The 19,091-nt window shown below is 68.9% G+C and carries 20 protein-coding genes and 1 pseudogene; 14 read left to right on the plus strand and 7 right to left on the minus strand.

Going from position 1 to position 19,091, the window contains the following annotated elements:
* Positions 1-71: 71 nt before the first annotated feature.
* The 4 genes from fdxA to FGL91_RS06690 are packed head-to-tail and all read left to right on the plus strand — an operon-like array spanning position 72 to position 2,901.
* Positions 72-398, plus strand: coding sequence for a ferredoxin (fdxA, locus tag FGL91_RS06675; protein WP_047524864.1), 327 nt, complete (start codon positions 72-74; stop codon positions 396-398).
* Entirely contained in the window at positions 395-1,753 is a 1,359-nt protein-coding gene (locus FGL91_RS06680) for an FAD-dependent oxidoreductase (RefSeq protein ID WP_153243424.1), read from the plus strand. The genes fdxA and FGL91_RS06680 overlap by 4 nt, the downstream gene beginning before the upstream one ends.
* Positions 1,750-2,259, plus strand: a complete 510-nt coding sequence (locus FGL91_RS06685; RefSeq protein ID WP_131492050.1) for a flavin reductase family protein — start codon at positions 1,750-1,752, stop codon at positions 2,257-2,259. The genes FGL91_RS06680 and FGL91_RS06685 overlap by 4 nt, the downstream gene beginning before the upstream one ends.
* Before the next feature lie 12 nt (positions 2,260-2,271).
* Entirely contained in the window at positions 2,272-2,901 is a 630-nt protein-coding gene (locus FGL91_RS06690) for a superoxide dismutase (RefSeq protein ID WP_131492051.1), read from the plus strand.
* Between the two features lie 17 nt (positions 2,902-2,918).
* Here FGL91_RS06690 and FGL91_RS06695 read toward each other — a convergent pair whose 3' ends face one another.
* On the minus strand, positions 2,919-3,206 hold the full coding sequence (locus tag FGL91_RS06695; protein ID WP_047524869.1) for a metal-sensitive transcriptional regulator: 288 nt from the start codon (positions 3,204-3,206) through the stop codon (positions 2,919-2,921).
* 100 nt (positions 3,207-3,306) lie between these two features.
* Here FGL91_RS06695 and FGL91_RS18900 point away from each other — a divergent pair, with 100 nt between their 5' ends.
* Both FGL91_RS18900 and FGL91_RS06700 read left to right on the plus strand, forming a co-directional pair.
* Entirely contained in the window at positions 3,307-3,471 is a 165-nt protein-coding gene (locus FGL91_RS18900) for a hypothetical protein (RefSeq protein WP_194239333.1), read from the plus strand.
* The gene (locus tag FGL91_RS06700) at positions 3,468-5,114 is read left to right on the plus strand and encodes an FAD-dependent oxidoreductase (protein WP_153243425.1); all 1,647 of its coding nucleotides are present in this window, start codon (positions 3,468-3,470) and stop codon (positions 5,112-5,114) included. Before FGL91_RS18900 ends, FGL91_RS06700 begins: the two co-directional genes overlap by 4 nt.
* On the opposite strand, the gene FGL91_RS06705 is transcribed toward FGL91_RS06700, so the two are convergent.
* Entirely contained in the window at positions 5,111-6,118 is a 1,008-nt protein-coding gene (locus FGL91_RS06705) for a LacI family DNA-binding transcriptional regulator (RefSeq protein WP_047524873.1), read from the minus strand. The two genes, FGL91_RS06700 and FGL91_RS06705, sit on opposite strands and share 4 nt — an antisense overlap.
* Before the next feature lie 81 nt (positions 6,119-6,199).
* Entirely contained in the window at positions 6,200-7,870 is a 1,671-nt protein-coding gene (locus FGL91_RS06710) for a glycoside hydrolase family 13 protein (RefSeq protein WP_153243426.1), read from the minus strand.
* A gap of 229 nt (positions 7,871-8,099) precedes the next feature.
* Between FGL91_RS06710 and FGL91_RS06715 the strand changes: the two genes are divergently transcribed.
* A complete protein-coding gene (locus FGL91_RS06715; RefSeq protein ID WP_153243427.1) occupies positions 8,100-8,528 on the plus strand; it encodes a DUF1761 domain-containing protein in 429 nt (142 codons plus the stop codon).
* A gap of 143 nt (positions 8,529-8,671) precedes the next feature.
* A complete protein-coding gene (locus tag FGL91_RS06720) occupies positions 8,672-9,937 on the plus strand; it encodes a hypothetical protein (protein ID WP_131492055.1) in 1,266 nt (421 codons plus the stop codon).
* 39 nt (positions 9,938-9,976) lie between these two features.
* Here FGL91_RS06720 and purQ read toward each other — a convergent pair whose 3' ends face one another.
* From purQ to FGL91_RS06735, 3 genes are read right to left on the minus strand one after another with little or no spacing between them, the layout of a single operon-like run.
* Positions 9,977-10,684: a phosphoribosylformylglycinamidine synthase subunit PurQ gene (purQ, locus tag FGL91_RS06725; protein WP_047524394.1), complete on the minus strand. Its 708-nt coding sequence runs from the start codon at positions 10,682-10,684 to the stop codon at positions 9,977-9,979.
* Entirely contained in the window at positions 10,681-10,929 is a 249-nt protein-coding gene (purS, locus tag FGL91_RS06730; protein ID WP_131492056.1) for a phosphoribosylformylglycinamidine synthase subunit PurS, read from the minus strand. Before purS ends, purQ begins: the two co-directional genes overlap by 4 nt.
* A gap of 59 nt (positions 10,930-10,988) precedes the next feature.
* On the minus strand, positions 10,989-11,525 hold the full coding sequence (locus FGL91_RS06735; RefSeq protein ID WP_131492057.1) for an adenine phosphoribosyltransferase: 537 nt from the start codon (positions 11,523-11,525) through the stop codon (positions 10,989-10,991).
* A 234-nt stretch (positions 11,526-11,759) separates the two neighbouring features.
* On the opposite strand from FGL91_RS06735, the gene FGL91_RS06740 reads away from it, so the two are divergent.
* The 6 genes and pseudogenes from FGL91_RS06740 to FGL91_RS06765 all read left to right on the plus strand — a co-directional run bounded on the left by FGL91_RS06740 (position 11,760) and on the right by FGL91_RS06765 (position 18,402).
* Entirely contained in the window at positions 11,760-13,070 is a 1,311-nt protein-coding gene (locus FGL91_RS06740; RefSeq protein ID WP_047524391.1) for an ABC transporter substrate-binding protein, read from the plus strand.
* A 107-nt stretch (positions 13,071-13,177) separates the two neighbouring features.
* Positions 13,178-14,217 (plus strand): annotated as a pseudogene (locus FGL91_RS06745) (carbohydrate ABC transporter permease).
* Complete coding sequence (locus tag FGL91_RS06750) at positions 14,214-15,104, plus strand: carbohydrate ABC transporter permease (protein WP_131492059.1); 891 nt, start codon at positions 14,214-14,216, stop codon at positions 15,102-15,104. Before FGL91_RS06745 ends, FGL91_RS06750 begins: the two are co-directional and overlap by 4 nt.
* A 5-nt stretch (positions 15,105-15,109) precedes the next feature.
* Positions 15,110-16,540 (plus strand): GH1 family beta-glucosidase, encoded by a 1,431-nt coding sequence (locus FGL91_RS06755; RefSeq protein ID WP_194239334.1) that lies wholly within the window; start codon positions 15,110-15,112, stop codon positions 16,538-16,540.
* Positions 16,541-16,662: 122 nt separating this feature from the next.
* On the plus strand, positions 16,663-17,658 hold the full coding sequence (locus tag FGL91_RS06760) for a LacI family DNA-binding transcriptional regulator (RefSeq protein WP_131492061.1): 996 nt from the start codon (positions 16,663-16,665) through the stop codon (positions 17,656-17,658).
* 57 nt (positions 17,659-17,715) lie between these two features.
* Positions 17,716-18,402 (plus strand): TetR/AcrR family transcriptional regulator, encoded by a 687-nt coding sequence (locus tag FGL91_RS06765; RefSeq protein ID WP_153243429.1) that lies wholly within the window; start codon positions 17,716-17,718, stop codon positions 18,400-18,402.
* Positions 18,403-18,420: 18 nt separating this feature from the next.
* Here the strand turns inward: FGL91_RS06765 and FGL91_RS06770 are convergent, their stop codons facing one another.
* Positions 18,421-19,074, minus strand: a complete 654-nt coding sequence (locus FGL91_RS06770; protein WP_047522236.1) for a GntR family transcriptional regulator — start codon at positions 19,072-19,074, stop codon at positions 18,421-18,423.
* Positions 19,075-19,091 lie beyond the last annotated feature (17 nt).

Genomic DNA, 19,091 nt, shown 5'->3' on the forward strand with positions numbered 1-19,091 from the left:
CCTCCTCGATTTGACCTCAAGTGTACTTGAGGTTTTACGGTGGACAGCGTGACCCGAGAGAAGACCCCCCGATGACCTATGTCATCGCCCTGCCGTGCGTCGATGTGAAGGACAAGGCCTGCATCGACGAGTGTCCCGTCGACTGCATCTACGAGGGTGAGCGCTCGCTCTACATCCATCCGGACGAATGCGTCGACTGCGGTGCCTGCGAGCCGGTGTGCCCGGTCGAGGCGATCTTCTACGAAGACGATCTCCCCGAGGAGTGGCAGGACTACTACAAGGCCAACGTCGAGTTCTTCGACGAGATCGGCTCCCCCGGGGGCGCCGCGAAGACGGGCATGCTCGCGTTCGACCACCCGGTCATCGCCGCGCTGGCTCCCCAAGGGGAACACGCATGACGGTCGCCGAACCCCGGATCGCCATCGTCGGAGCGGGCCCCGCGGGCATCTACGCCGCCGACATCCTGCTCGATCGTGTGCCGACCGCGTCGATCGACCTCTTCGAGAAGCTCCCGGCACCGTACGGTCTCGTGCGCTACGGGGTCGCCCCCGATCACCCGCGGATCCGCAAGATCACGGATGCGCTGCACGAGGTGCTCGTCCATCCGCGCATCCGCCTGCGCTGCAACGTCGACGTCGGGGGTGACATCGGGATCGATGAGCTGCGTGCGGCATACGACGGGGTGATCGTGGCGACGGGGGCCGACCTCGACGTCCGCCTCGACATCCCCGGTATCGACCTTCCCGGCTCTTTCGGTGCCGCGGACTTCGTCGCGTGGTACGACGGGCACCCCGATGCCCCGCGCACCTGGCCGCTCGCCGCCGAGTCGGTCGCGGTGCTCGGTGCGGGCAACGTCGCGCTCGACGTGACGCGGATCCTCGCCACGCACGCCTCCGCGCTGACGCACACCGACACCCCGGATGCCGTGCTCGACCAGCTCGGCGCCAGCCCCCTGCGGGATGTGCACCTGTTCGCGCGTCGGGGGCCGGCCGACGTGCGCTTCTCTCCGCTGGAGCTGCGCGAGCTCGCCGAGCAGGATGACGTCGATGTGATCGTCGATCCGGACGAACTCGCACTCGACGCGCATGCCGAGCGGATGATCGCGCAGTTCTCGCAGCGCCGCATCATCGTGCGCACCCTGACCGAGTGGGCCGCGCTCGATCCGGCCGGCCGCACCGCCGCTCGCCGCATCCATCTGCACCTGCGGCAGCGACCCGTCCGTCTGCTGGGCACCGGACGAGTCGCCGGCATCGAGATGGAGCGGACCGCGTCGGATGAGCTGGGCCGCATGGTGGGCACCGGCGAACTGCGGCGGTATGAAGTCGGGGCGGTCTACCGCGCTGTGGGCTACCGCTCGACGCCCGTGGCCGGGGTGCCCTTCGCCGACGAGCTCGGGGTCGTGCCGCACGCCGAGGGGCGCGTCCTGGACGCAGCCGGCGTGCCGATCCCGCGGCTGTACGCGACGGGGTGGATCAAGCGCGGACCGGTCGGGCTCATCGGCTCGACGAAATCGGATGCCGCGCAGACCGTGCGGCATCTCGTCGAGGATCTCGAGGCTGCCGAGGAGGTCGTGCGCGGGGAGGACCCGATCGCCCACCTCGGGCACGCCGTCGACCTCGACGGGTGGCTGCGCATCGACGCGGCGGAGCGCAGCGCCGGAGCCGACCGCGGGCGCGAGCGGACCAAACTCGTCGAGCGCGAGGAGATGCTGAGGCATGCGAAGCAGGAGCAGATGACGGAGGCCGGACGATGACCGCGACACCCATACCCACACCGGTCGGCGACCGGCTCAAGGACGCTTTCCGTACGCACCCCGCGGGCGTCGCGATCATCACGGCGTCCACGCCGACCGGTCCGGTCGGCCTCACGGCGTCGAGCGTCGCCTCGGTGGCCGTCGACCCTGCGGCGATCGTGTTCTCGGTCACCAGGGCGACGGGGTCGGCGGGGGCGATCCTCGGTGCGGACACCTTCGTCGTGCATCTCATCGACGACGAGCACTCCGCCCTCGCGCAGAGCTTCGCCGTCAGCGGCTCCGAACGCTTCACCGCGGAACAGGGCTGGTCGGAGCTCGACACCGGAGAACCGTACCTCGCCTCCGCGCGCGCCGCCCTGCGCTGCCGTGCGTTGCAGACCGTGGCCGTGGGCTCGTCGACGGTGGTGATCGCCGAGGTGCTCGACGTCATCGCCGGACCGCAGGGGCGTCCGCTCGTATACCTCGACCGTCGCTTCCACGCCCTCCCGCACGACCCCCACCACTGAAAGGAAGACGCCATGTCCGCTCTCTACACGCTCCCCGAGCTGCCCTACGACTACGCAGCGCTCGAGCCGCACATCTCGGGCAAGATCATGGAGCTGCACCACTCCAAGCACCACCAGGCGTATGTCACGGGTGCGAACACCGCCCTTGAGCAGCTCGCCGCCGCCCGCGACGCGGGTGACCTCGCGAACGTGAACAAGCTCGAGAAGGACCTCGCGTTCAACCTCGGCGGCCACATCAACCACTCGGTGTTCTGGCAGAACATGTCGCCCGAGGGCGGCGGCGCTCCGGAAGGCGAGCTGGAGGCGGCGCTCGTGGATGCGTTCGGGTCGATCGACGCGTTCCGCGCGCACTTCACCGCGACGGCACTCGGGGTGCAGGGCTCGGGATGGGCGGTGCTCGCGTGGGACAGCGTGGGTGCGCGTCCGGTCATCTTCCAGCTGTTCGACCAGCAGGGCAACGCGCCGCTCGGTGTGACCCCGCTGCTGCAGCTCGACGTGTGGGAGCACGCCTACTACCTCGACTACCTCAACGTGCGCGCGGACTACGTGAAGGCGTTCTGGAACCTCGTGAACTGGCCCGACGTGCAGCGCCGCTTCGAAGCCGCCCGCACCGCGACCGCGGGCCTCGTCGTCCCACGCTGACCGTCGTCAGCCGCGGTTCACGCGAGGGAGAGGAAGAGCTTCTCCAGTTCGGCCATCGACACCCCATCGGTGTCGGTGGCCGAATCCGTCTCCGATGCCGGGTCGGTCAGGCAGTCCTGCATGGCGGAGGCGATGATCTGGAATCCGGCCTTGTCGAGCGCCGAGGTGACGGCGGCGAGCTGGGTGACGACCGCGCGGCAGTCGCTCCCGCGTTCGACGGCGGCGATCACGGCGCCGAGCTGTCCTTGGGCGCGCTTGAGGCGGTTGGCGATCTTGCGCTGGGTCTCGGCATCTGCGGATGACATCGGTCGCTCCCTGAGTGTCGGCTGGACTTGCCACTATACCCCCTGGGGTATGCTGAACCCTAAAGATACCCACGGGGGTATCGGTGAGGAGTCCAGAACCATGTGCCGAGCAGTCCGTTGCAAGACCTGCGGGAAGACGACCTGGGCGGGGTGCGGCGAGCACGTCGCCGATGTGCGGCGAACGGTTCCCGCAGCGCAGTGGTGCTCCGGGCATCCGAAGGAGCAGACGCAGGGCGGCTTCTTCTCGCGGATGTTCCAGCGATGACCGCGACCGAAGCGCGCACCGTCGTGGTCGTGGGCGGAGTCGCAGGAGGGATGTCCGCCGCCGCACGTCTGCGCCGGCTCGATGAGCATGCGCAGATCGTGGTCTTCGAACGCGGACCCGAGGTCTCGTACGCGAACTGCGGGCTGCCCTACTACGTCGGCGGCGTGATCGCGGAGCGGGAGTCGCTGCTCCTGCAGACGCCCGCCTCGCTGCGCAGCCGCTTCGGACTCGACGTCCGGGTGCGTCATGACGTCGTGCGCATCGACACCGCGCAGAAGCTCGTCGAGGTCGAAGAGCTCGACTCTGGACGACGCTTCACGCAGAGCTACGACAGTCTGATCCTCGCCACGGGGGCACGCCCGCGCCGGGACGAACCGGTCTCCGACATCCCCGTCCGCTCCCTGCGGACGGTCGACGACGCCGATGCGATCGATGCCGCACTGGTGCGACCGGGACTTCCGGTGGTCGTCGTCGGCGGTGGCTACACGGCCCTGGAAGCGGTCGAGAACCTCGTGGCGCGGGGCGCATCCGTGACCCTCGTGCAGCGTGGGTCACAGTTGCTCTCCCCCCTCGATGCGGAGATGGCCGCCCCGATCGCCGCGGAGGTCCGTGCACACGGCGTCGATGTGCGCCTCGGGGTCGAGGTCGTTCGCGCCGATTCCGGATACGTCACGCTCAGTGACGGCACGTCCATCGCCGCGGAACTCATGATCGACGCGTCCGGGGTGGTGCCGGAGACGACGTTGGCGGAGCGCGCGGGCATCCGGATCGGCGAGACAGGAGGCATCGACGTCGACGCGCAGTGCCGCACGAGCGCGCCCGACGTGTTCGCCGTGGGAGACGGGGTCGAGAAGGCCGAGCTCGTGGGCGGGGGCACGGCTCTCGTCACGATGGCCGGGCTCGCGAACCGTCACGGGCGCATGGTGGCCGACCTCCTCGCGGGACGGTCAGAGACGGCGCGACCCGCGCTCGGCACCGGGATCGTCCGCGTATTCGGGGTCGCCGCAGGGAAGACGGGCTGGAGCGAACGGCAGCTCCGAGCGGCGGGGCGCGAGTTCTACGCCGTGCACGTGCATCCCGGATCGCACGCCGGGTACTACCCGGGTGCGGAGACCCTGTCGATGAAGCTGCTCGCCGACCCGCGGTCCGACGCCATCCTCGGGGTGCAGGTCGTCGGCCGGGACGGCGTCGACAAGCGGATCGACGTGATCGCTACCGCCATGCATGCAGGGATGCCGGCCGCAGAACTCGCGCAGCTCGAACTCGCCTACGCACCTCAGTTCGGCTCGGCGAAGGATGCGGTGAACATCCTCGGCTACGTCGCGGAGAACACCCGGACCGGCACGACGCCGACGATCCAGTGGCATGAGCTCGACGCCGCGCAGCGCGCGGGGGCGGCACTGATCGACGTCCGCACGCCGACGGAGTTCGCCGCCGGTGCGATCCCCGGCGCCGTCAACGTGCCGCTCGATGAACTGCGGGATCGACTCGATGAGCTGCCCGACGGAGAGATCGTGGTGCACTGCCAGGTCGGACTGCGCGGACACATCGCCACGCGGATCCTCCGGCAGCACGGTGTGGACGCCCGCAACCTCGACGGCGGCTACCGCACCTGGCGCGACGCCGCCCTGCTCCGCGGCTAGAGCAGACGGGCGGTGGTCCCGCGCACGTTCAGCTCGTAGGGCAGCGCGGACGGGATGCGGACCTCGTCCGGGGTGGTGAGTTTCGCGAGCACGGCATCCGCGGCGCGTTCCCCCTGCCCCAGCGGGAACTGGTCGACCGTCGTCAGGCGGAAGAACTCGCCGAGCTCGTGTCCGTCGATGCCGACGATGGACAGCTCCTCCGGCACGCTGAAGCCCAGGTCCCGCGCTGCGAGCAGTGCGCCGATCGCCATCTCGTCCGAGGCGGCGAAAACGGCGGTCGGACGCGGGCCGGGGCGTCCGAGCAGTTGCTTCGCGGCGCGGTAGCCACCCTCGACCGTGAAGTCCGCCGGCTCGAGGAATGCGTGGTTCAGGGGGATCCCGGCCTTCGCCAGGGCCTTCTCGAACCCCAGTCGACGGTTGGTCGGGATGTGGAAGTCGATGTCGAACTCGGGGTTGGCCCCGATGTGCGCGATGTCGGTGTGCCCCAGACCGATCAGGTGCTCGGTCGCCAGCTGCGCCACCGCGACGTCGTCGACCGTGAGGGTGTCGAGCTTCGGGTTCGGGCCGCCGATCGCGATCACGGGGAGCCCCAGGTCCAGGAGGAGCTGCGTCTCCTCCTCGTCGAGCTCGATCGACACGGCGATGACGGCATCCACGCGCTGCCGTCGGAGGAAGGTGTCGAACACGTGTCGACGCACGTCCTTGTCGGCGGTGATGTTGTAGAGCGTGATGTCGTAGCCGGCGCGCATCAGGGCGGCTGAGACTCCGGAGAGCACGGTGCTGAAGAACCACCGGTCGAGGAACGGCACCACGACGCCGACGTTCCGGGTACGGCCGGAAGCGAGGCTCGACGCCCGTGAAGAGACGACGTAGCCGAGTGACTGCGCCGCCGCCTGCACGCGCTCCCGGGCGGACTCCGACACGTGACCGCGTCCGCTCAGCGCGCGCGAGACGGTCGCGGTCGACACTCCGGCGAGCCGGGCGACCTCATCGATGCTGGCCATGTGTTCCTCGAATGTGCTCCGGTCGCGATATGACATCCCCTGCGGCGCAGAGAGCTGTCATATCGCGACCGGAAGGGGGTCTCAGGCCTGGACGGCCGTGGTGTACCAGACGGCCGTGTCGACCGGGATGGCCGCTCCGTCGAACGGCTGGCTCTGCAGGATCACGACCGCGTTCGCCGGCAGCTCGATCGGTGCGGTGCCGAGGTTCGCGACCACGTGCACATCGCCACGGCGGAAAGCCACGGCGTCGGCCCCGGCCTCCTCCCAGACCAGCGATCCGGTGCCGAAGCCGTGCTCACGACGCCCGGCCAGCAGTCGCTTGTAGAGCGCGAGGGTCGACGCGGGATCGGTCTCCTCCACATCGCGCGCGTAGGTCGCCCACTCGTCCGGCTGCGGGAGCCACGACAGGCCGGTGTCGTTGAAGCCGAAGGCCGGAGCCTCCGCTTCCCACGGCAGCGGCACGCGGCATCCGTCGCGGCCGTAGCGCTCGCCGTGGGTCCGGAACCAGGTCGGGTCCTGACGGAACTCGTCCGGGATCTCCATGGCTTCGGGCAGTCCGAGCTCTTCGCCCTGGTACAGGTACGACGATCCGGGGAGTGCGAGCATCAGGGTGGTCGCAGCGCGGGCGCGGGCGAGACCGATCGCCGTGTCGGGCTTGTTCGGGGTGTTCGGTCCGATGCCCTCGCCCTGCGGGTTCTCGGCCGTGAGCGCCAGGCGGGAGGCGTGCCGCACGACATCGTGGTTCGAGAGCACCCACGTGCTGGGGGCGCCGACCCCGCCGAACTCGTCGAGCGACTCGCGGATGACGTCGCGCAGAGCCTTCGCATCCCACGGCGTCATCAGGTAGGGGAAGTTGAACGTCTGGTGCATCTCATCCGGACGCACCCAGAGCGCGGTCTGCGTGAGCGTCGGCATCCAGGCCTCGCCGCACAGGGCGCGATCGCCGTCGTACTCGGCGAGCACGGTGTGCCAGTCGCGGTAGATGTCGTGCACGCCGTCCTGGCCCCAGTACGGCACGTTCGACTCGCCGCCGCCCATCGAGTCGGCATCGCTCGGGGGCGTGTAGTCGGGCAGACCGTCGGCCTTGATCATGCCGTGGGCCACGTCGACACGGAAGCCGTCGACGCCGCGGTCGAGCCAGAAGCGCAGGATGGAGCGGAACTCCTCGCGCACCTCTTCGTTCGTCCAGTCGAAGTCGGGCTGCGTGGCGTCGAAGATGTGCAGGTACCACTGGCCGGGGGTGCCGTCGGCCTCGACGACGCGCTCCCACATGCCACCGCCGAACACGGACTCCCAGTTGTTCGGCGGGAGTTCGCCGTTCTCCCCCTTGCCGTCGCGGAAGATGTAGCGCGCGCGCTCCGGGCTGCCGGGCGCCGCCTTGAGCGCTTCCTGGAACCAGACGTGCTGGTCGGAGGAGTGGTTGGGGACCAGATCCACGATCACGCGGATGCCACGGGCGTGCGCTTCTTCGAGCATCAGGTCGAAGTCGGCGAGGGTGCCGAAGAGCGGGTCGACATCGCGGTAGTCGGCGACGTCGTAGCCGGCATCGCGCTGCGGGCTGGTCATGAACGGGCTCAGCCAGATCGCGTCGACGCCCAGTTCCTGCAGTGCATCGAGGCGGCTGGTGATGCCCGGAAGGTCGCCGATGCCGTCGCCCGAGGCATCCGCGAAGGAGCGGGGGTAGATCTGGTAGATGACGGCGCTGCGCCACCACTCGGAACCGGGGGCTGCGATCTGCTCAAGCTGTGCCATGCGGAACAGGCTACTGCAAACGCTTACATTCTTGCCAGGGTGGGAGTCGAATCGGTTCGGAGGCGCGCGCTGCGCGGAGAGCGTGCGGGCGTTTTGCATGAGGCCGTTCCGGATGCATGAGCTCCTCTCCCGCCGGGGTCATGCATCCGTTGCGGGATCATGCAGGTGTCGGGGACCGGGGGTGCGATGTCGGGAGTAGGGTGGCGGCATCCGAGGAGTGGAGGCTGTCATGGTTCCGGAGATCAACTACTGGGCGGTCCTGCTGGCCACCGCGTCGAGCATGCTCGTCGGCTCGATCTGGTACGCCCGAGGGGTGTTCGGCACGCGCTGGTCGAAGCTCGCGAACGTGGACCTCGACGATCCCTCGGGCAATCCCGTGCTGGCGATCATCACCACGGTCATCGTGAGCTTCATCACGGCCTGGGTGCTCGCCGGAGCCGCCGTCATCGCCTGGCACTTCTACGGCGGATCGTACTTCTGGGGTGCGATCGTCACCGCGGTCACGCTGTGGGCGGGCTTCACGGCCGCCCGCTTCATCACGCACGACGCGTTCGAGGGCCGCTCGACCAAGCTGACCACGCTGAACATCGCGCATGAGCTGGTCACCGTCGTCGTGATGGCCCTGATCATCGGCGTCTGGCCGCCCGCGCTCGGCTAGCACTCGCCAATCGGCGAGGGCGAGAGGGCGATATATAGACTTTCGCCGCTTCTCGAGCCCCGACGGAACTGTCAGGCTCATGCTGTGACCTTCAGGTCGCCTGCGCGTCATCCCCCGCGCGCGGTTCTGACCGAGGGGTCTCCATGTCCGGTTCTTCGCGTCGCTCGGCGCCGTGGATCGTCGTCGCCGCGCTCGTCGCCGCAGCCGTTCTCGCCGGCGCGGCCCCTGCCGCTCTGGGCGCCGGAAGGACCGCAGACGGTTCGGCGCCCGGCGGAGGAGCACCCGATGCCGCACAGTCGGTGGCACTGGCCTATGAGTTCCTCGATGCCAGGGTCGACGAGTTCTGCGACGGTGCGGGGCATTGCCTCCCGCGCAGCTACCAGGGCGGCTTCTTCACCACGCCCACCTGGGACTTCACGCCGTCGTTCGTGTACGACGACGCGCTGGTCGTGATCGCCTACACCGCGCGGGGGCTTCCGGACGATCTCCGTCGCGCGCGGGCGATCGGCGACACGCTCCTGTTCGTGCAGGAGAACGACCCGATCGGCGACGGACGCACCCGTGCGTCGTACGAGCCGCACGGCATCCGCCAAGGACGGGTGGAGATCACCGGTCCCGGCAGCTTCACCGGAAACCAGGCGTGGGTCGGGTTGGCGCTCGCGCGGCTCGCGCACGCGACCGGGGATCCGAAGTATCTCGACGGGGCGCTGCGCGTGGGGCAGTGGATCCAGGACAACACCGCGGACATGGTCCGGGCTCCGTACGGCTACACCGGCGGTCAGCTCGAGGACGGCACGTCGCTGACCTGGAAGTCGACCGAGCACAACAGCGACATCGCCGGGTTCTTCACACAGCTCGCGCAGCTCACCGGGGACGCGGTGTGGGCGGAGCGGGCAGCCGTCGCGGCCGACTTCGTCGCGGCGATGCAGAGCGCGGACGGCCACGTGAACACCGGCACCGGCCTCGACGGCTCGACCATCAACACGCGTCCCATCCCCCTGGACGGCCAGACCTGGAGCGCACTCGCCACCGGAGACCCGCGCTACGGCGCCGCGCTGGACTGGACGCTCGCGAACCTGATGGCCACCGATGGCCCCTACACGGGTCCGTCCATCAGCGAGGTCGACGTGTCGAAGGCGTGGTTCGAGGGGAGCGGACACCTCGCGCTGGCTCTGCGTCTGCGGGACGGAGCGGGCGACGCGGATCGTGCGGAGGCCCTGCTGAGCAGCATCCGGCTGGCGCAGCGCGACGCCCCGAACGGAGACGGCAAGGGCATCGTCGCGACCTCGAACGACGGCCTCGACTCCGGATTCGGCGACCTCTACTACGCGAGTCTGCACACGGGCGCGACGGCCTGGTACCTGCTCGCGGCAGCAGGGAGTAACCCCTTCACGCTTCCGGGCGACTGAGCCGGGCTGCGAAAGCGCAGGGGCTGCGGAACCCCGGGCCTACGCGGCGACGCGGGCGACCGCGGCGATGGCGCTCGTGAAGAAGTCGAGTCCGTCGACACCGCTGCGCATGGCGGCGGAGGTGTCGGGGCCGAAGCCCGCCTCGGTCGCGTGCTCGGGGTGCGGCATGAGGCCGACCACATTGCCCGCCTCGTTCGTGAGGCCGGCGATGTCGCGCAGGGAACCGTTCGGGTTGACCCCGGCATAGCGGAAGGCCACGAGCCCCTCGCCCTCGATGCGGTCGAGCGTCTGCTCGTCGGCGATGTAGCCGCCGTCGGCGTTCTTGAGCGGGATCACGATCTCCTGGCCGGCGCGGAACGCGTTCGTCCAGGCGGTGTCGGAGTTCTCGACCGTGAGCTTCTGGTCACGGCGCACGAAGTGCTGGTGGTTGTTGCGGATCAGACCGCCGGGAAGCAGGTGCGCTTCGACGAGCATCTGGAACCCGTTGCAGATGCCGAGCACGGGCATGCCCTGGGCAGCGGCATCCTTCACCTCGGACATGATCGGCGAGAGCGCGGCGATGGCGCCCGCGCGCAGGTAGTCGCCGTAGCTGAAGCCGCCGGGGAGGACGAGGGCGTCGACGCCCTCGAGGTCGTGCGAACCGTGCCACAGGGCGACGGGTTCGGCGCCGGCGATGCGCACCGCGCGCTGGGCGTCGCGGTCATCGAGCGACCCGGGGAAGGTGATGACGCCGATGCGGACGGTCACTCGGCGACCTCGATGCCGACGACGTCCTCGATCACGGAGTTGGAGAGCACCTCGTCGGCGATGCGGCGGGCTTCGGCGAGGACCTCTTCGGTGACCTCGCCCTCGACGGTGAGCTCGAAGCGCTTGCCGATGCGGACGTCGGAGAAGCCCTCCACACCGAGGCGGGCGAAGGCGCCGGAGACGGCCTTCCCCTGCGGGTCGAGCAGTTCGGGCTTGGGCATGACGTCGACGACGATGGTGGGCATGAACGGCTCCGGGAGTCGCGGGCGGACGGGCGCACCCAGTCTACTGCCCCGGGCGCGGACTACTCCGCGGAGTGGAAGACCGTGTGCAGGTCGCCGATGGCCTCGCGGCCGCCGAGGCCATCGATCTCGAACAGCACCGAGATGCCGATGACGTGGCTGCCGAGCTGTTCGACGAGTTCCCGTCCCGCGGCGAGGGTACCGCCGGTGGCGAGCACGTCGTCGATCAGCAGTACGCGGGATCCGGCGGGCAGATCGTCGTGCATCTCGATCGTGGCGGTGCCGTACTCGAGGGCGTAGTCCACGGAGGCAGCGGGGCGCGGCAGCTTTCCGGCCTTGCGGATCGGGATGAGTCCCACACCGGCCGCGATCGCCGCGGCGCTGGCCAGGATGAATCCACGAGCCTCGATGCCCGCGATCACGTCGAACTGCCCTGCGAAGGGCTCGATGATCGCCTCGGTCGTCACACGGAGGGCCTCGGCGTCGGCGAGGAGCGGCGTGATGTCGCGGAAGATGATCCCCGGCTGCGGGTAGTCCGGAACGTTGCGGATCAGGGCTTCGGCGCGGACGAGGGCAGGGGAGAGCGTGGCATCGGGCACCGGACAAGGGTACGCCGCGTTCACAACTCAGGAGAAAACGGCCCGACTACCGCGTTTGCCGCTCCGTACCGGCCACGCCGCCAGGTTCTTCCTGAGTTGTGAACAGGACCGGGTTCGCACGGGTCGGGTTGACACCGTGGGAGCGCTCCCATAGAGTGGCTGCTCAACCCGTGGGAGCGCTCCCACGGCGTTCCTACGCACCAACACCGCACGACCACCACAAAGGAGTGAACTGTGAACACACGTGCCCGCCACCGGATCCTCGCGATCGCAGCTGTGGCATCCGTCTCCGCCCTGGCCCTGGCCGGCTGCTCCGGCAGCTCGGGCGACACCTCGGAGGGAAGTGCCGACGAGGAGGTCACCCTGACCGTCACCACGTTCGGCACCTTCGGTTACGAAGACCTCTACAAGGAGTATGAGGAGGCGCACCCGAACGTCAAGATCGAGGCGACCAACATCGACACGGGTGGCAACGCCCGCACCGATGCCTTCACGAAGATCGCCGCCGGTTCCGGCCTCAGCGACATCGTCGCGATCGAGGAGGGCTGGCTCGGCGCGATCATGGACGTGTCCGACACCTTCGTCGACCTGCGCGACTACGGCATCGAGGACCGCAAGGACGACTGGGTCGACTGGAAGTACGGTCAGGCGACCGACGCCGACGGCCGTGTGATCGGCTACGGCACGGACATCGGCCCCAGCGGCATCTGCTACAACGGCGCTGCGTTCGAAGCTGCAGGCCTCCCGAGCGACCGCGAGTCGGTCGCCGAGCTCCTGAACGGCGACTGGGAGAACTACTTCGCGGTCGGCGCGGACTACACCGCCAAGACCGGCAAGGCCTGGTATGACCACTCCGGCTTCGTGTGGAACGCCATGGTCAACCAGCTCGACGAGGGCTACTACACGGCCGACGGCGAGCTGAACGTCGAGGGCAACGACGAGCTCAAGAAGCGTTTCGAGGAACTCGGCGCAGCCACCGAGGGCGGTCAGTCCGCCGCGCAGACGGCCTGGGACTGGAACGGCGGAAAGTCGTTCGTCGACGGCACCTTCGCGACCTTCGTGTGCCCGGGCTGGATGCTCGGCGTCGTGCAGGGTCAGGTCGAGGCCGGCGGCGGAGACGCGTCGACCGGGTGGGACTTCGCCGACGTGTTCCCCGGCGGCGCGGCCAACTGGGGTGGGGCGTTCCTCTCGATCCCGGAGTCCTCGGAGCACAAGGAGGCGGCGGCCGAGCTCGCCGACTGGCTGACGCAGCCCGACCAGCAGGTGAAGCAGTCCGCAGCCGCGGGCAACTTCCCGTCCACGATCAAGGCGCAGGAGACGCTCGCGGCGGACGCGACGCCGAACGCCTTCTTCAACGACGCTCCGACCGGGGCGATCCTCGCCGAGCGTGCCAAGGGCGTGGTCGCGCAGTTCAAGGGCGCGGATGACTCCGTCATCCAGGAGAACGTCTTCGGTCCGGCTCTCAGCAGCCTCGACCGCGGCGAGACCGACACGCAGGGTGCCTGGGATCAGGCGATGGGTCTGCTGAACGACCTCGTCGGCTGACCTCAGCGGACATCCCCCTTCCGGTCGCAGTTTCGCTCGGTATCGCCCGTGCATTCCGAGCGAAACTGCGACCGGAACCCCTCGGACCTCCGGGACAAGGACACCCCATGACTCTCACCGCCCCGCCCGCGGAGCACCGCGAGACGACACCTCCGGCGAAGGATGCCGTGTCGAAGCGCTCCTGGCGTCATCGCGTCTCGCGGTTCGACCAGAACGCATCGCCCTACTTCTACATCTCGCCGTTCTTCCTGCTGTTCGGGCTGGTCGGCCTGTTCCCCCTGCTCTACACCGTGTGGGTCGCCGTGCACGACTGGGACCTGCTCAAGGGGGAGGGGACTTCGTCGGATTCGGTAACTTCGTCGAGATCCTCGGCGACGCGATGTTCTGGAACTCGATCGGCAACACCCTGAGCATCTTCCTGCTCTCGGCCATCCCGCAGCTCGCCGTCGCCCTCGTGATCGCGTACCTCCTGGACCGCGGACTCCGTGCCCCGACGTTCTGGCGGATGAGTGTGCTCATCCCGTTCGTGGTCACGCCGGTCGCGGTCGCCATCATCTTCTCGAGCATCTTCAACGAGGCCGACGGTCTGGCCAACAACCTGCTCAACCTCGTCGGGATCGCCGATCAGGAGTGGAAGCACAACACGGCCCTGTCGCACATCGCGATCGCGGTCATGGTGAACTTCCGCTGGACGGGCTACAACGCCCTCATCCTGCTCGCGGCGATGCAGGCCGTGCCGCGCGACCTGTACGAGTCCGCCGCCCTCGACGGCGCCGGTGCCGCACGGCGGTTCTTCTCGATCACGATCCCCACGATCCGTCCGACGTTGATCTTCGTGATCATCACCGCGACGATCGGCGGGCTGCAGATCTTCGCCGAGCCCCGCCTGTTCGACGTCTCGACGGCCGGCGGCATCGGCGGCAGCGATAGGCAGTTCCAGACCACGGTCCTGTTCCTGTGGGAACTCGCCTTCTTCCGCCGCAACCTCGGCGAGGCCTCGGCGGTCGCCATCCTGCTCTTCCTGTTGATCGTGGCCATCGGCGTCATCAACTTCCTGATCTCCCGGCGCATCTCCACCGGTGACGCCCCGAAGAATCGCGCGGCCCGTCGCCGTGCGCGCACGAGCACCGAGGAGGGGACCCGATGACCGCCACGCAGGCTCTCAGCGTGCCGGAGAAGATCCGGCGTCGTCAGGTCCGGACCGGGGGCAACGCCGGCATCGGTAGCCGACCCGGTTTCCTCACCTACGGACTCCTGGCCGCGTTCATCATCGGCAGCGTGTATCCGCTGTGGTGGTCGGTCGTGGTCGCCAGCGGCACGAACGCCACCCGAGGTGAGACGCTGCCGTTGATCCCCGGCGGGAACTTCCTCACCAACGCGGCTCAGGTGTTCGATGCGATCCCGTTCTGGCTCGCGCTCGGCAACTCGTTCCTGATCTCGGGCATCATCACGCTCTCGGTCGTCACGTTCTCGACGCTCGCCGGGTACGCCTTCGCGAAACTGCGCTTCAAAGGTCGCGACGGGCTGATGATCTTCGTGATCGCGACCATGGCGATCCCGACGCAGCTCGGCATCATCCCGCTCTTCATGCTGATGCGCGAACTCGGCTGGACCGGAACGATCGGCGCGGTGATCGTGCCGACCCTGGTCACCGCGTTCGGCGTCTTCTTCATGCGCCAGTATCTGGTCGACGTGATCCCGGACGAGCTGATCGAGGCCGCGCGGATGGACGGGGCGAACCAGTTCCGGACCTTCCTGACCGTGGGCCTCCCGGCGGCGCGACCGGCCATGGCGATCCTCGGACTCTTCACCTTCATGACCGCGTGGACCGACTACCTGTGGCCGTTGATCGTGCTCTCCCCTCAGAACCCGACCCTGCAGACGGCCCTCAGCCAGCTGCAGTCGGGGTACTACATCGACTACTCGATCGTGCTCGCCGGCGCGGTGCTCGCGACCCTTCCGCTGCTCGTGCTCTTCGTGGTCGCGGGTCGCCAGCTGGTCAGTGGCATCATGGCGGGCGCGGTGAAAGGATGACCCGTATGACCCGCTCCTTCCCCGAGAACTTCCTCTTCGGTGCCGCGACGGCGGCGTACCAGATCGAGGGGGCCGCGTTCGAGGACGGGCGCACCGCGTCGATCTGGGATGCGTTCGCCCGTGTGCCCGGTGCCGTGATCGGCGCGGAGAACGGCGACGTGGCCTGCGACCACTACCACCGCTACCCGCAGGACGTCGCGCTCATGAAGGAGCTCGGCCTGCAGACGTACCGGTTCTCGACGTCGTGGTCGCGGGTGCGGCCGGACGGCGGTGCGGTGAACCCCACCGGGGTCGACTTCTACGAACGACTGGTCGACGAACTCCTCGGCGCCGACATCCTGCCCTGGTTGACGCTGTACCACTGGGACATGCCGCAGGCGCTGCAGGAGGGCGGGGGATGGACGAACCGTGACACGGTCGATCGGTTCCTCGACTACGCGGGAACGATGCACGATGCGCTGGGCGACCGGGTGAACGTGTGGACGACGCTGAACGAGCCGTGGTGCTCGTCGTTCCTCTCCTACACGGCGGGCGAGCACGCGCCGGGTCACACCAGCGTCGCGGAGGGGCTGCTCGCCGCGCACCATCTGCTCCTCGCGCACGGCAGCACCGTGCAGGAGCTGCGCGGTCGCGATGCGTCGCTCAACCTCGGCATCACGCTGAACCACACGGTCGCCGATCCCGCCGATCCGCAGAACCCGGCCGACGTCGATGCCGCCCGCCGGGTGGACGGGCAGTTCAACCGCTGGTTCCTCGATCCGATCTACCGCGGCAGCTATCCGGCCGACATCGTCGAGGACATCCGTGCGGTCGATGCCGAGGCGGTCGCGCGTTTCGAGGCGGCCGTCCACGACGGTGACCTCGAGACCATCGCGCAGCGCATCGACACCCAGGGCGTGAACTACTACCACGGCGACTTCGTGTCCGGCACGGCACCGGCCGAGGGGCCGGTCTCCGCGGAGCCGGACACCGATCGCGTCCGGCGCAGCCCGTATCCGTCCAGCGAGGGCATCCACGCGGTCGAGCGGGGTCTGCCGCGCACCGCGCAGAACTGGGAGGTGCAGCCCGAGGGCCTCACCCGCGTGCTGCAGCGGATCTGGACCGAATACGCCGAGCCTGCGGGCACCGTGCTCTACATGACCGAGAACGGCGCGGCCTATGACGACGTCGTGGTGGTCGAGGGCGACGAGAAGCGTGTGCACGATGCCGACCGCACCGAATTCCTGCGTCTTCACCTCGGCGCGGTGCTCGATGCGGCGGATGCGGGTGTCGACGTGCGCGGCTACTTCTACTGGTCGCTCTTCGACAACTTCGAGTGGGCGTGGGGCTACGACAAGCGCTTCGGCATCGTCCGTGTCGACTACGACACCCAGGAGCGCACGCTCAAGGACTCCGGTCGCGAGTACGCCCGGATCATCGCCGCTCGCGCTCTGTAGTGCGGCCTCCTCCCCGTTCGAATCGCGTGAATGGCTCGATCCGTTGGTCGAGATGCGACCATTTGCGTGATTCGAAGGAAGATGGTCAGCGACAATAGGGCGATGGAAGAGTGCGTACGCTGATGTCGCCCCGAGCGACCATCGAAGAGGTGGCATCCACCGCCGGAGTATCCCGGTCCACCGTGTCGCGGGTGGTGAACGGATCGACGTCCGTGAGCCCGGAGGCCCTGGCCGCCGTGCGGGCCGCGATCGACGAGCTGAACTACGTGCCCAACCGTGCGGCACGCTCGCTGGCGTCGAGGCAGACGCACGCGATCGCCCTGATCATCCCCGAGGACACGACCCGCTTCTTCGGCGACCCGTTCTTCGCAGCGATCGTCGCCGGCATCACGGGGGCGCTCGGCAGCTCGGACTACCTGCTCAACCTGCTGATCGCGAGCGACGATCCCGGTGACAAGATGACCAGTTTCGTGCGCAACGGCGGAGTCGACGGCGCGCTGATCGTCTCGCATCACACGAGCGACGCCTTCGTCGATCGGATCGCGGATGCCGTCCCCGTCGTCTTCGGCGGTCGGCCGGTGCGACGCCATGAGGGCGACTACGTGGTCGACGTCGACAACGTCACCGGAGCGCGCAACGCCACTCAGCGCCTCATCGACATCGGCCGTACGCGCATCGCGACGATCTCCGGGCCGCTGACGATGGTCGCGTCGGTCGACCGCGTGCAGGGTTTCCGCGAGGCGCTGAAGGATGCCGGTCTCTCCCCGTATGCGGAGGAGGAGGGGGACTACAGCGAGGCGAGCGGGGCGGACGCCGCTCGACGGCTTCTCGCGGGCGGGCGCCCCGACGCCATCTTCGTCGCGAGCGACCTGATGGCCCGTGGTGCCTTGACGGCGCTGCGTGCGTCGGGCCTGCGGGTTCCGGAGGACATCGCCCTGGTGGGCTTCGACGATTCGTCGGTCGCGGTCAGCACGGATCCGCAGCTGACCACGATGCGTCAGCCGATGTACGCGCAGGGCGAGGCCATGGCCCGGGTCCTGCTGTCGCGTCTCGCGGGCGAGGACCCGCCCACCACGACGATCCTGTCCACCGAGCTCGTGGTGCGCGCCTCGGCCTGAGTCGGGCGGCACGTGCTCAGAGGCAGGGACACCGCGGAACACGGGAGAGGAAGCCGCATGGCACGTTCTGACGAGCAGTATCGGCAGGCGCGCGAACGTACCAGGGAGAGCATCCTGCAGGCGGCGATCGCGGCCTTCTCCGAACGCGGAGTCGCCGGGGCCAGCATCGCGGAGATCACCACGCGTGCCGGTGTGGCCCAGGGGCTCGTCAACTATCACTTCGGCGGCAAGGACCAGCTCATCGCGGCCGTCATCGATCGCTGGTTCGAGACCGTGCTCGGCTTCGCCCGGGTCGAAGGCACGCCGGACGAGATGCTCGCTGCCGTGATCGACGGGGCGCTCGGGGCGACGGGCTACGCGACACCGCTGGAGCGGGCGGTGCTCGCGATGCAGCAGCAGCCGTCGACGCACCGGCTGTTCGCCGAGTCGGAGGTCCGACACGAGGTACGCGTGACGGCAGCGGAGGATGCCATGCGTGAGCTGTTCCGCGCGCGGGGCGCCGAGGATCCGGAGCTCGAGGAGATCATGTTCCGCAGCACCCTCGAAGGCGTCTTCGTGAAGTTCGCGGTGTTCGGTGACACGTATCCACTCGAAGACGCGCGACGCTGGGTCTACCGCCGATACGGACTGCCCGCACTCGCCGCGCCCCTTGCCCCGCCGGTGCGACTGCGGGACGGCCAACGGCGTCCGCGAGCGACCGGAGCGCTCGAGTCGGGTCCGCACCCGCCCGGGGGCACCGCCTGAGGCGTGGTGCGGGGTCGCTCACTCCAGGCGCATGCGGGCGAAGGCGCCGAGCACCACGCGTTCCGACTGCACGAGGTAGCGCTCGAGCTCGGTGGCTCCGGCCTGCGGGCCGCGCGCGAGGAACGCGTCGAGCACGGCGCGGTTCTTGCGGACGAAGGGCTCGTGCAGCGAACGCGGGTCGTCGATCTTGAGGAAGACCAGGCGGAGCTCGGCCGCCAGATCGCGATACGTGCGGGCCAGTCGGGGGCTGTCGGCGAGATCGACCAGTGCGACGTGGAAGGCCATGTTGGCGCTGCCGACCCGGCGCCAGGCCCGAGGGTCGTCCGCCGCCTCAGCCCGGGCCGCTTCCGCGGACTCGACCGCGTCCTTCATCCGCTGGACGGCTGGGTGCTCGGGTTCCGACTGCAGCAGCGCGGAGCATTCGATCACGCGACGGGCCCGATAGATGTCGATGACGTCGGCGATCGACGGGGAGGCGACGGAGACGCCACGGTGCGGGATGTGCTCCAGCAGGCCCTGCTCGGCGAGAGCGCGGAAGGCTTCGCGAAGGGTGTTGCGTGAGACGTCGAACTGCTCGGCGAGGGCCGACTCGGACAGCCGCGATCCCGGAGCGAAGTCGCCGTCGATGATGCGCTGACGGAGCACATCGGGGAGCATGCCCTGCTGGTTCATGCCTTCATCGTAGGTGG

The sequence above is a fragment of the Microbacterium sp. CBA3102 genome (assembly GCF_007954505.1).
Lineage (GTDB): Bacteria > Actinomycetota > Actinomycetes > Actinomycetales > Microbacteriaceae > Microbacterium > Microbacterium aurugineum.

Bases quoted from the DNA above. Each gene is read 5' to 3' on its own strand.
- fdxA (WP_047524864.1), top strand. From the start codon at position 72: ATGACCTATGTCATCGCCCTGCCGTGCGTCGATGTGAAGGACAAGGCC.
- FGL91_RS06680 (WP_153243424.1), top strand. From the start codon at position 395: ATGACGGTCGCCGAACCCCGGATCGCCATCGTCGGAGCGGGCCCCGCG.
- FGL91_RS06685 (WP_131492050.1), top strand. From the start codon at position 1,750: ATGACCGCGACACCCATACCCACACCGGTCGGCGACCGGCTCAAGGAC.
- FGL91_RS06690 (WP_131492051.1), top strand. From the start codon at position 2,272: ATGTCCGCTCTCTACACGCTCCCCGAGCTGCCCTACGACTACGCAGCG.
- FGL91_RS06695 (WP_047524869.1), bottom strand. From the start codon at position 3,206: ATGTCATCCGCAGATGCCGAGACCCAGCGCAAGATCGCCAACCGCCTC.
- FGL91_RS18900 (WP_194239333.1), top strand. From the start codon at position 3,307: ATGTGCCGAGCAGTCCGTTGCAAGACCTGCGGGAAGACGACCTGGGCG.
- FGL91_RS06700 (WP_153243425.1), top strand. From the start codon at position 3,468: ATGACCGCGACCGAAGCGCGCACCGTCGTGGTCGTGGGCGGAGTCGCA.
- FGL91_RS06705 (WP_047524873.1), bottom strand. From the start codon at position 6,118: ATGGCCAGCATCGATGAGGTCGCCCGGCTCGCCGGAGTGTCGACCGCG.
- FGL91_RS06710 (WP_153243426.1), bottom strand. From the start codon at position 7,870: ATGGCACAGCTTGAGCAGATCGCAGCCCCCGGTTCCGAGTGGTGGCGC.
- FGL91_RS06715 (WP_153243427.1), top strand. From the start codon at position 8,100: ATGGTTCCGGAGATCAACTACTGGGCGGTCCTGCTGGCCACCGCGTCG.
- FGL91_RS06720 (WP_131492055.1), top strand. From the start codon at position 8,672: ATGTCCGGTTCTTCGCGTCGCTCGGCGCCGTGGATCGTCGTCGCCGCG.
- purS (WP_131492056.1), bottom strand. From the start codon at position 10,929: ATGCCCACCATCGTCGTCGACGTCATGCCCAAGCCCGAACTGCTCGAC.
- FGL91_RS06750 (WP_131492059.1), top strand. From the start codon at position 14,214: ATGACCGCCACGCAGGCTCTCAGCGTGCCGGAGAAGATCCGGCGTCGT.
- FGL91_RS06755 (WP_194239334.1), top strand. From the start codon at position 15,110: ATGACCCGCTCCTTCCCCGAGAACTTCCTCTTCGGTGCCGCGACGGCG.
- FGL91_RS06760 (WP_131492061.1), top strand. From the start codon at position 16,663: ATGTCGCCCCGAGCGACCATCGAAGAGGTGGCATCCACCGCCGGAGTA.
- FGL91_RS06765 (WP_153243429.1), top strand. From the start codon at position 17,716: ATGGCACGTTCTGACGAGCAGTATCGGCAGGCGCGCGAACGTACCAGG.
- FGL91_RS06770 (WP_047522236.1), bottom strand. From the start codon at position 19,074: ATGAACCAGCAGGGCATGCTCCCCGATGTGCTCCGTCAGCGCATCATC.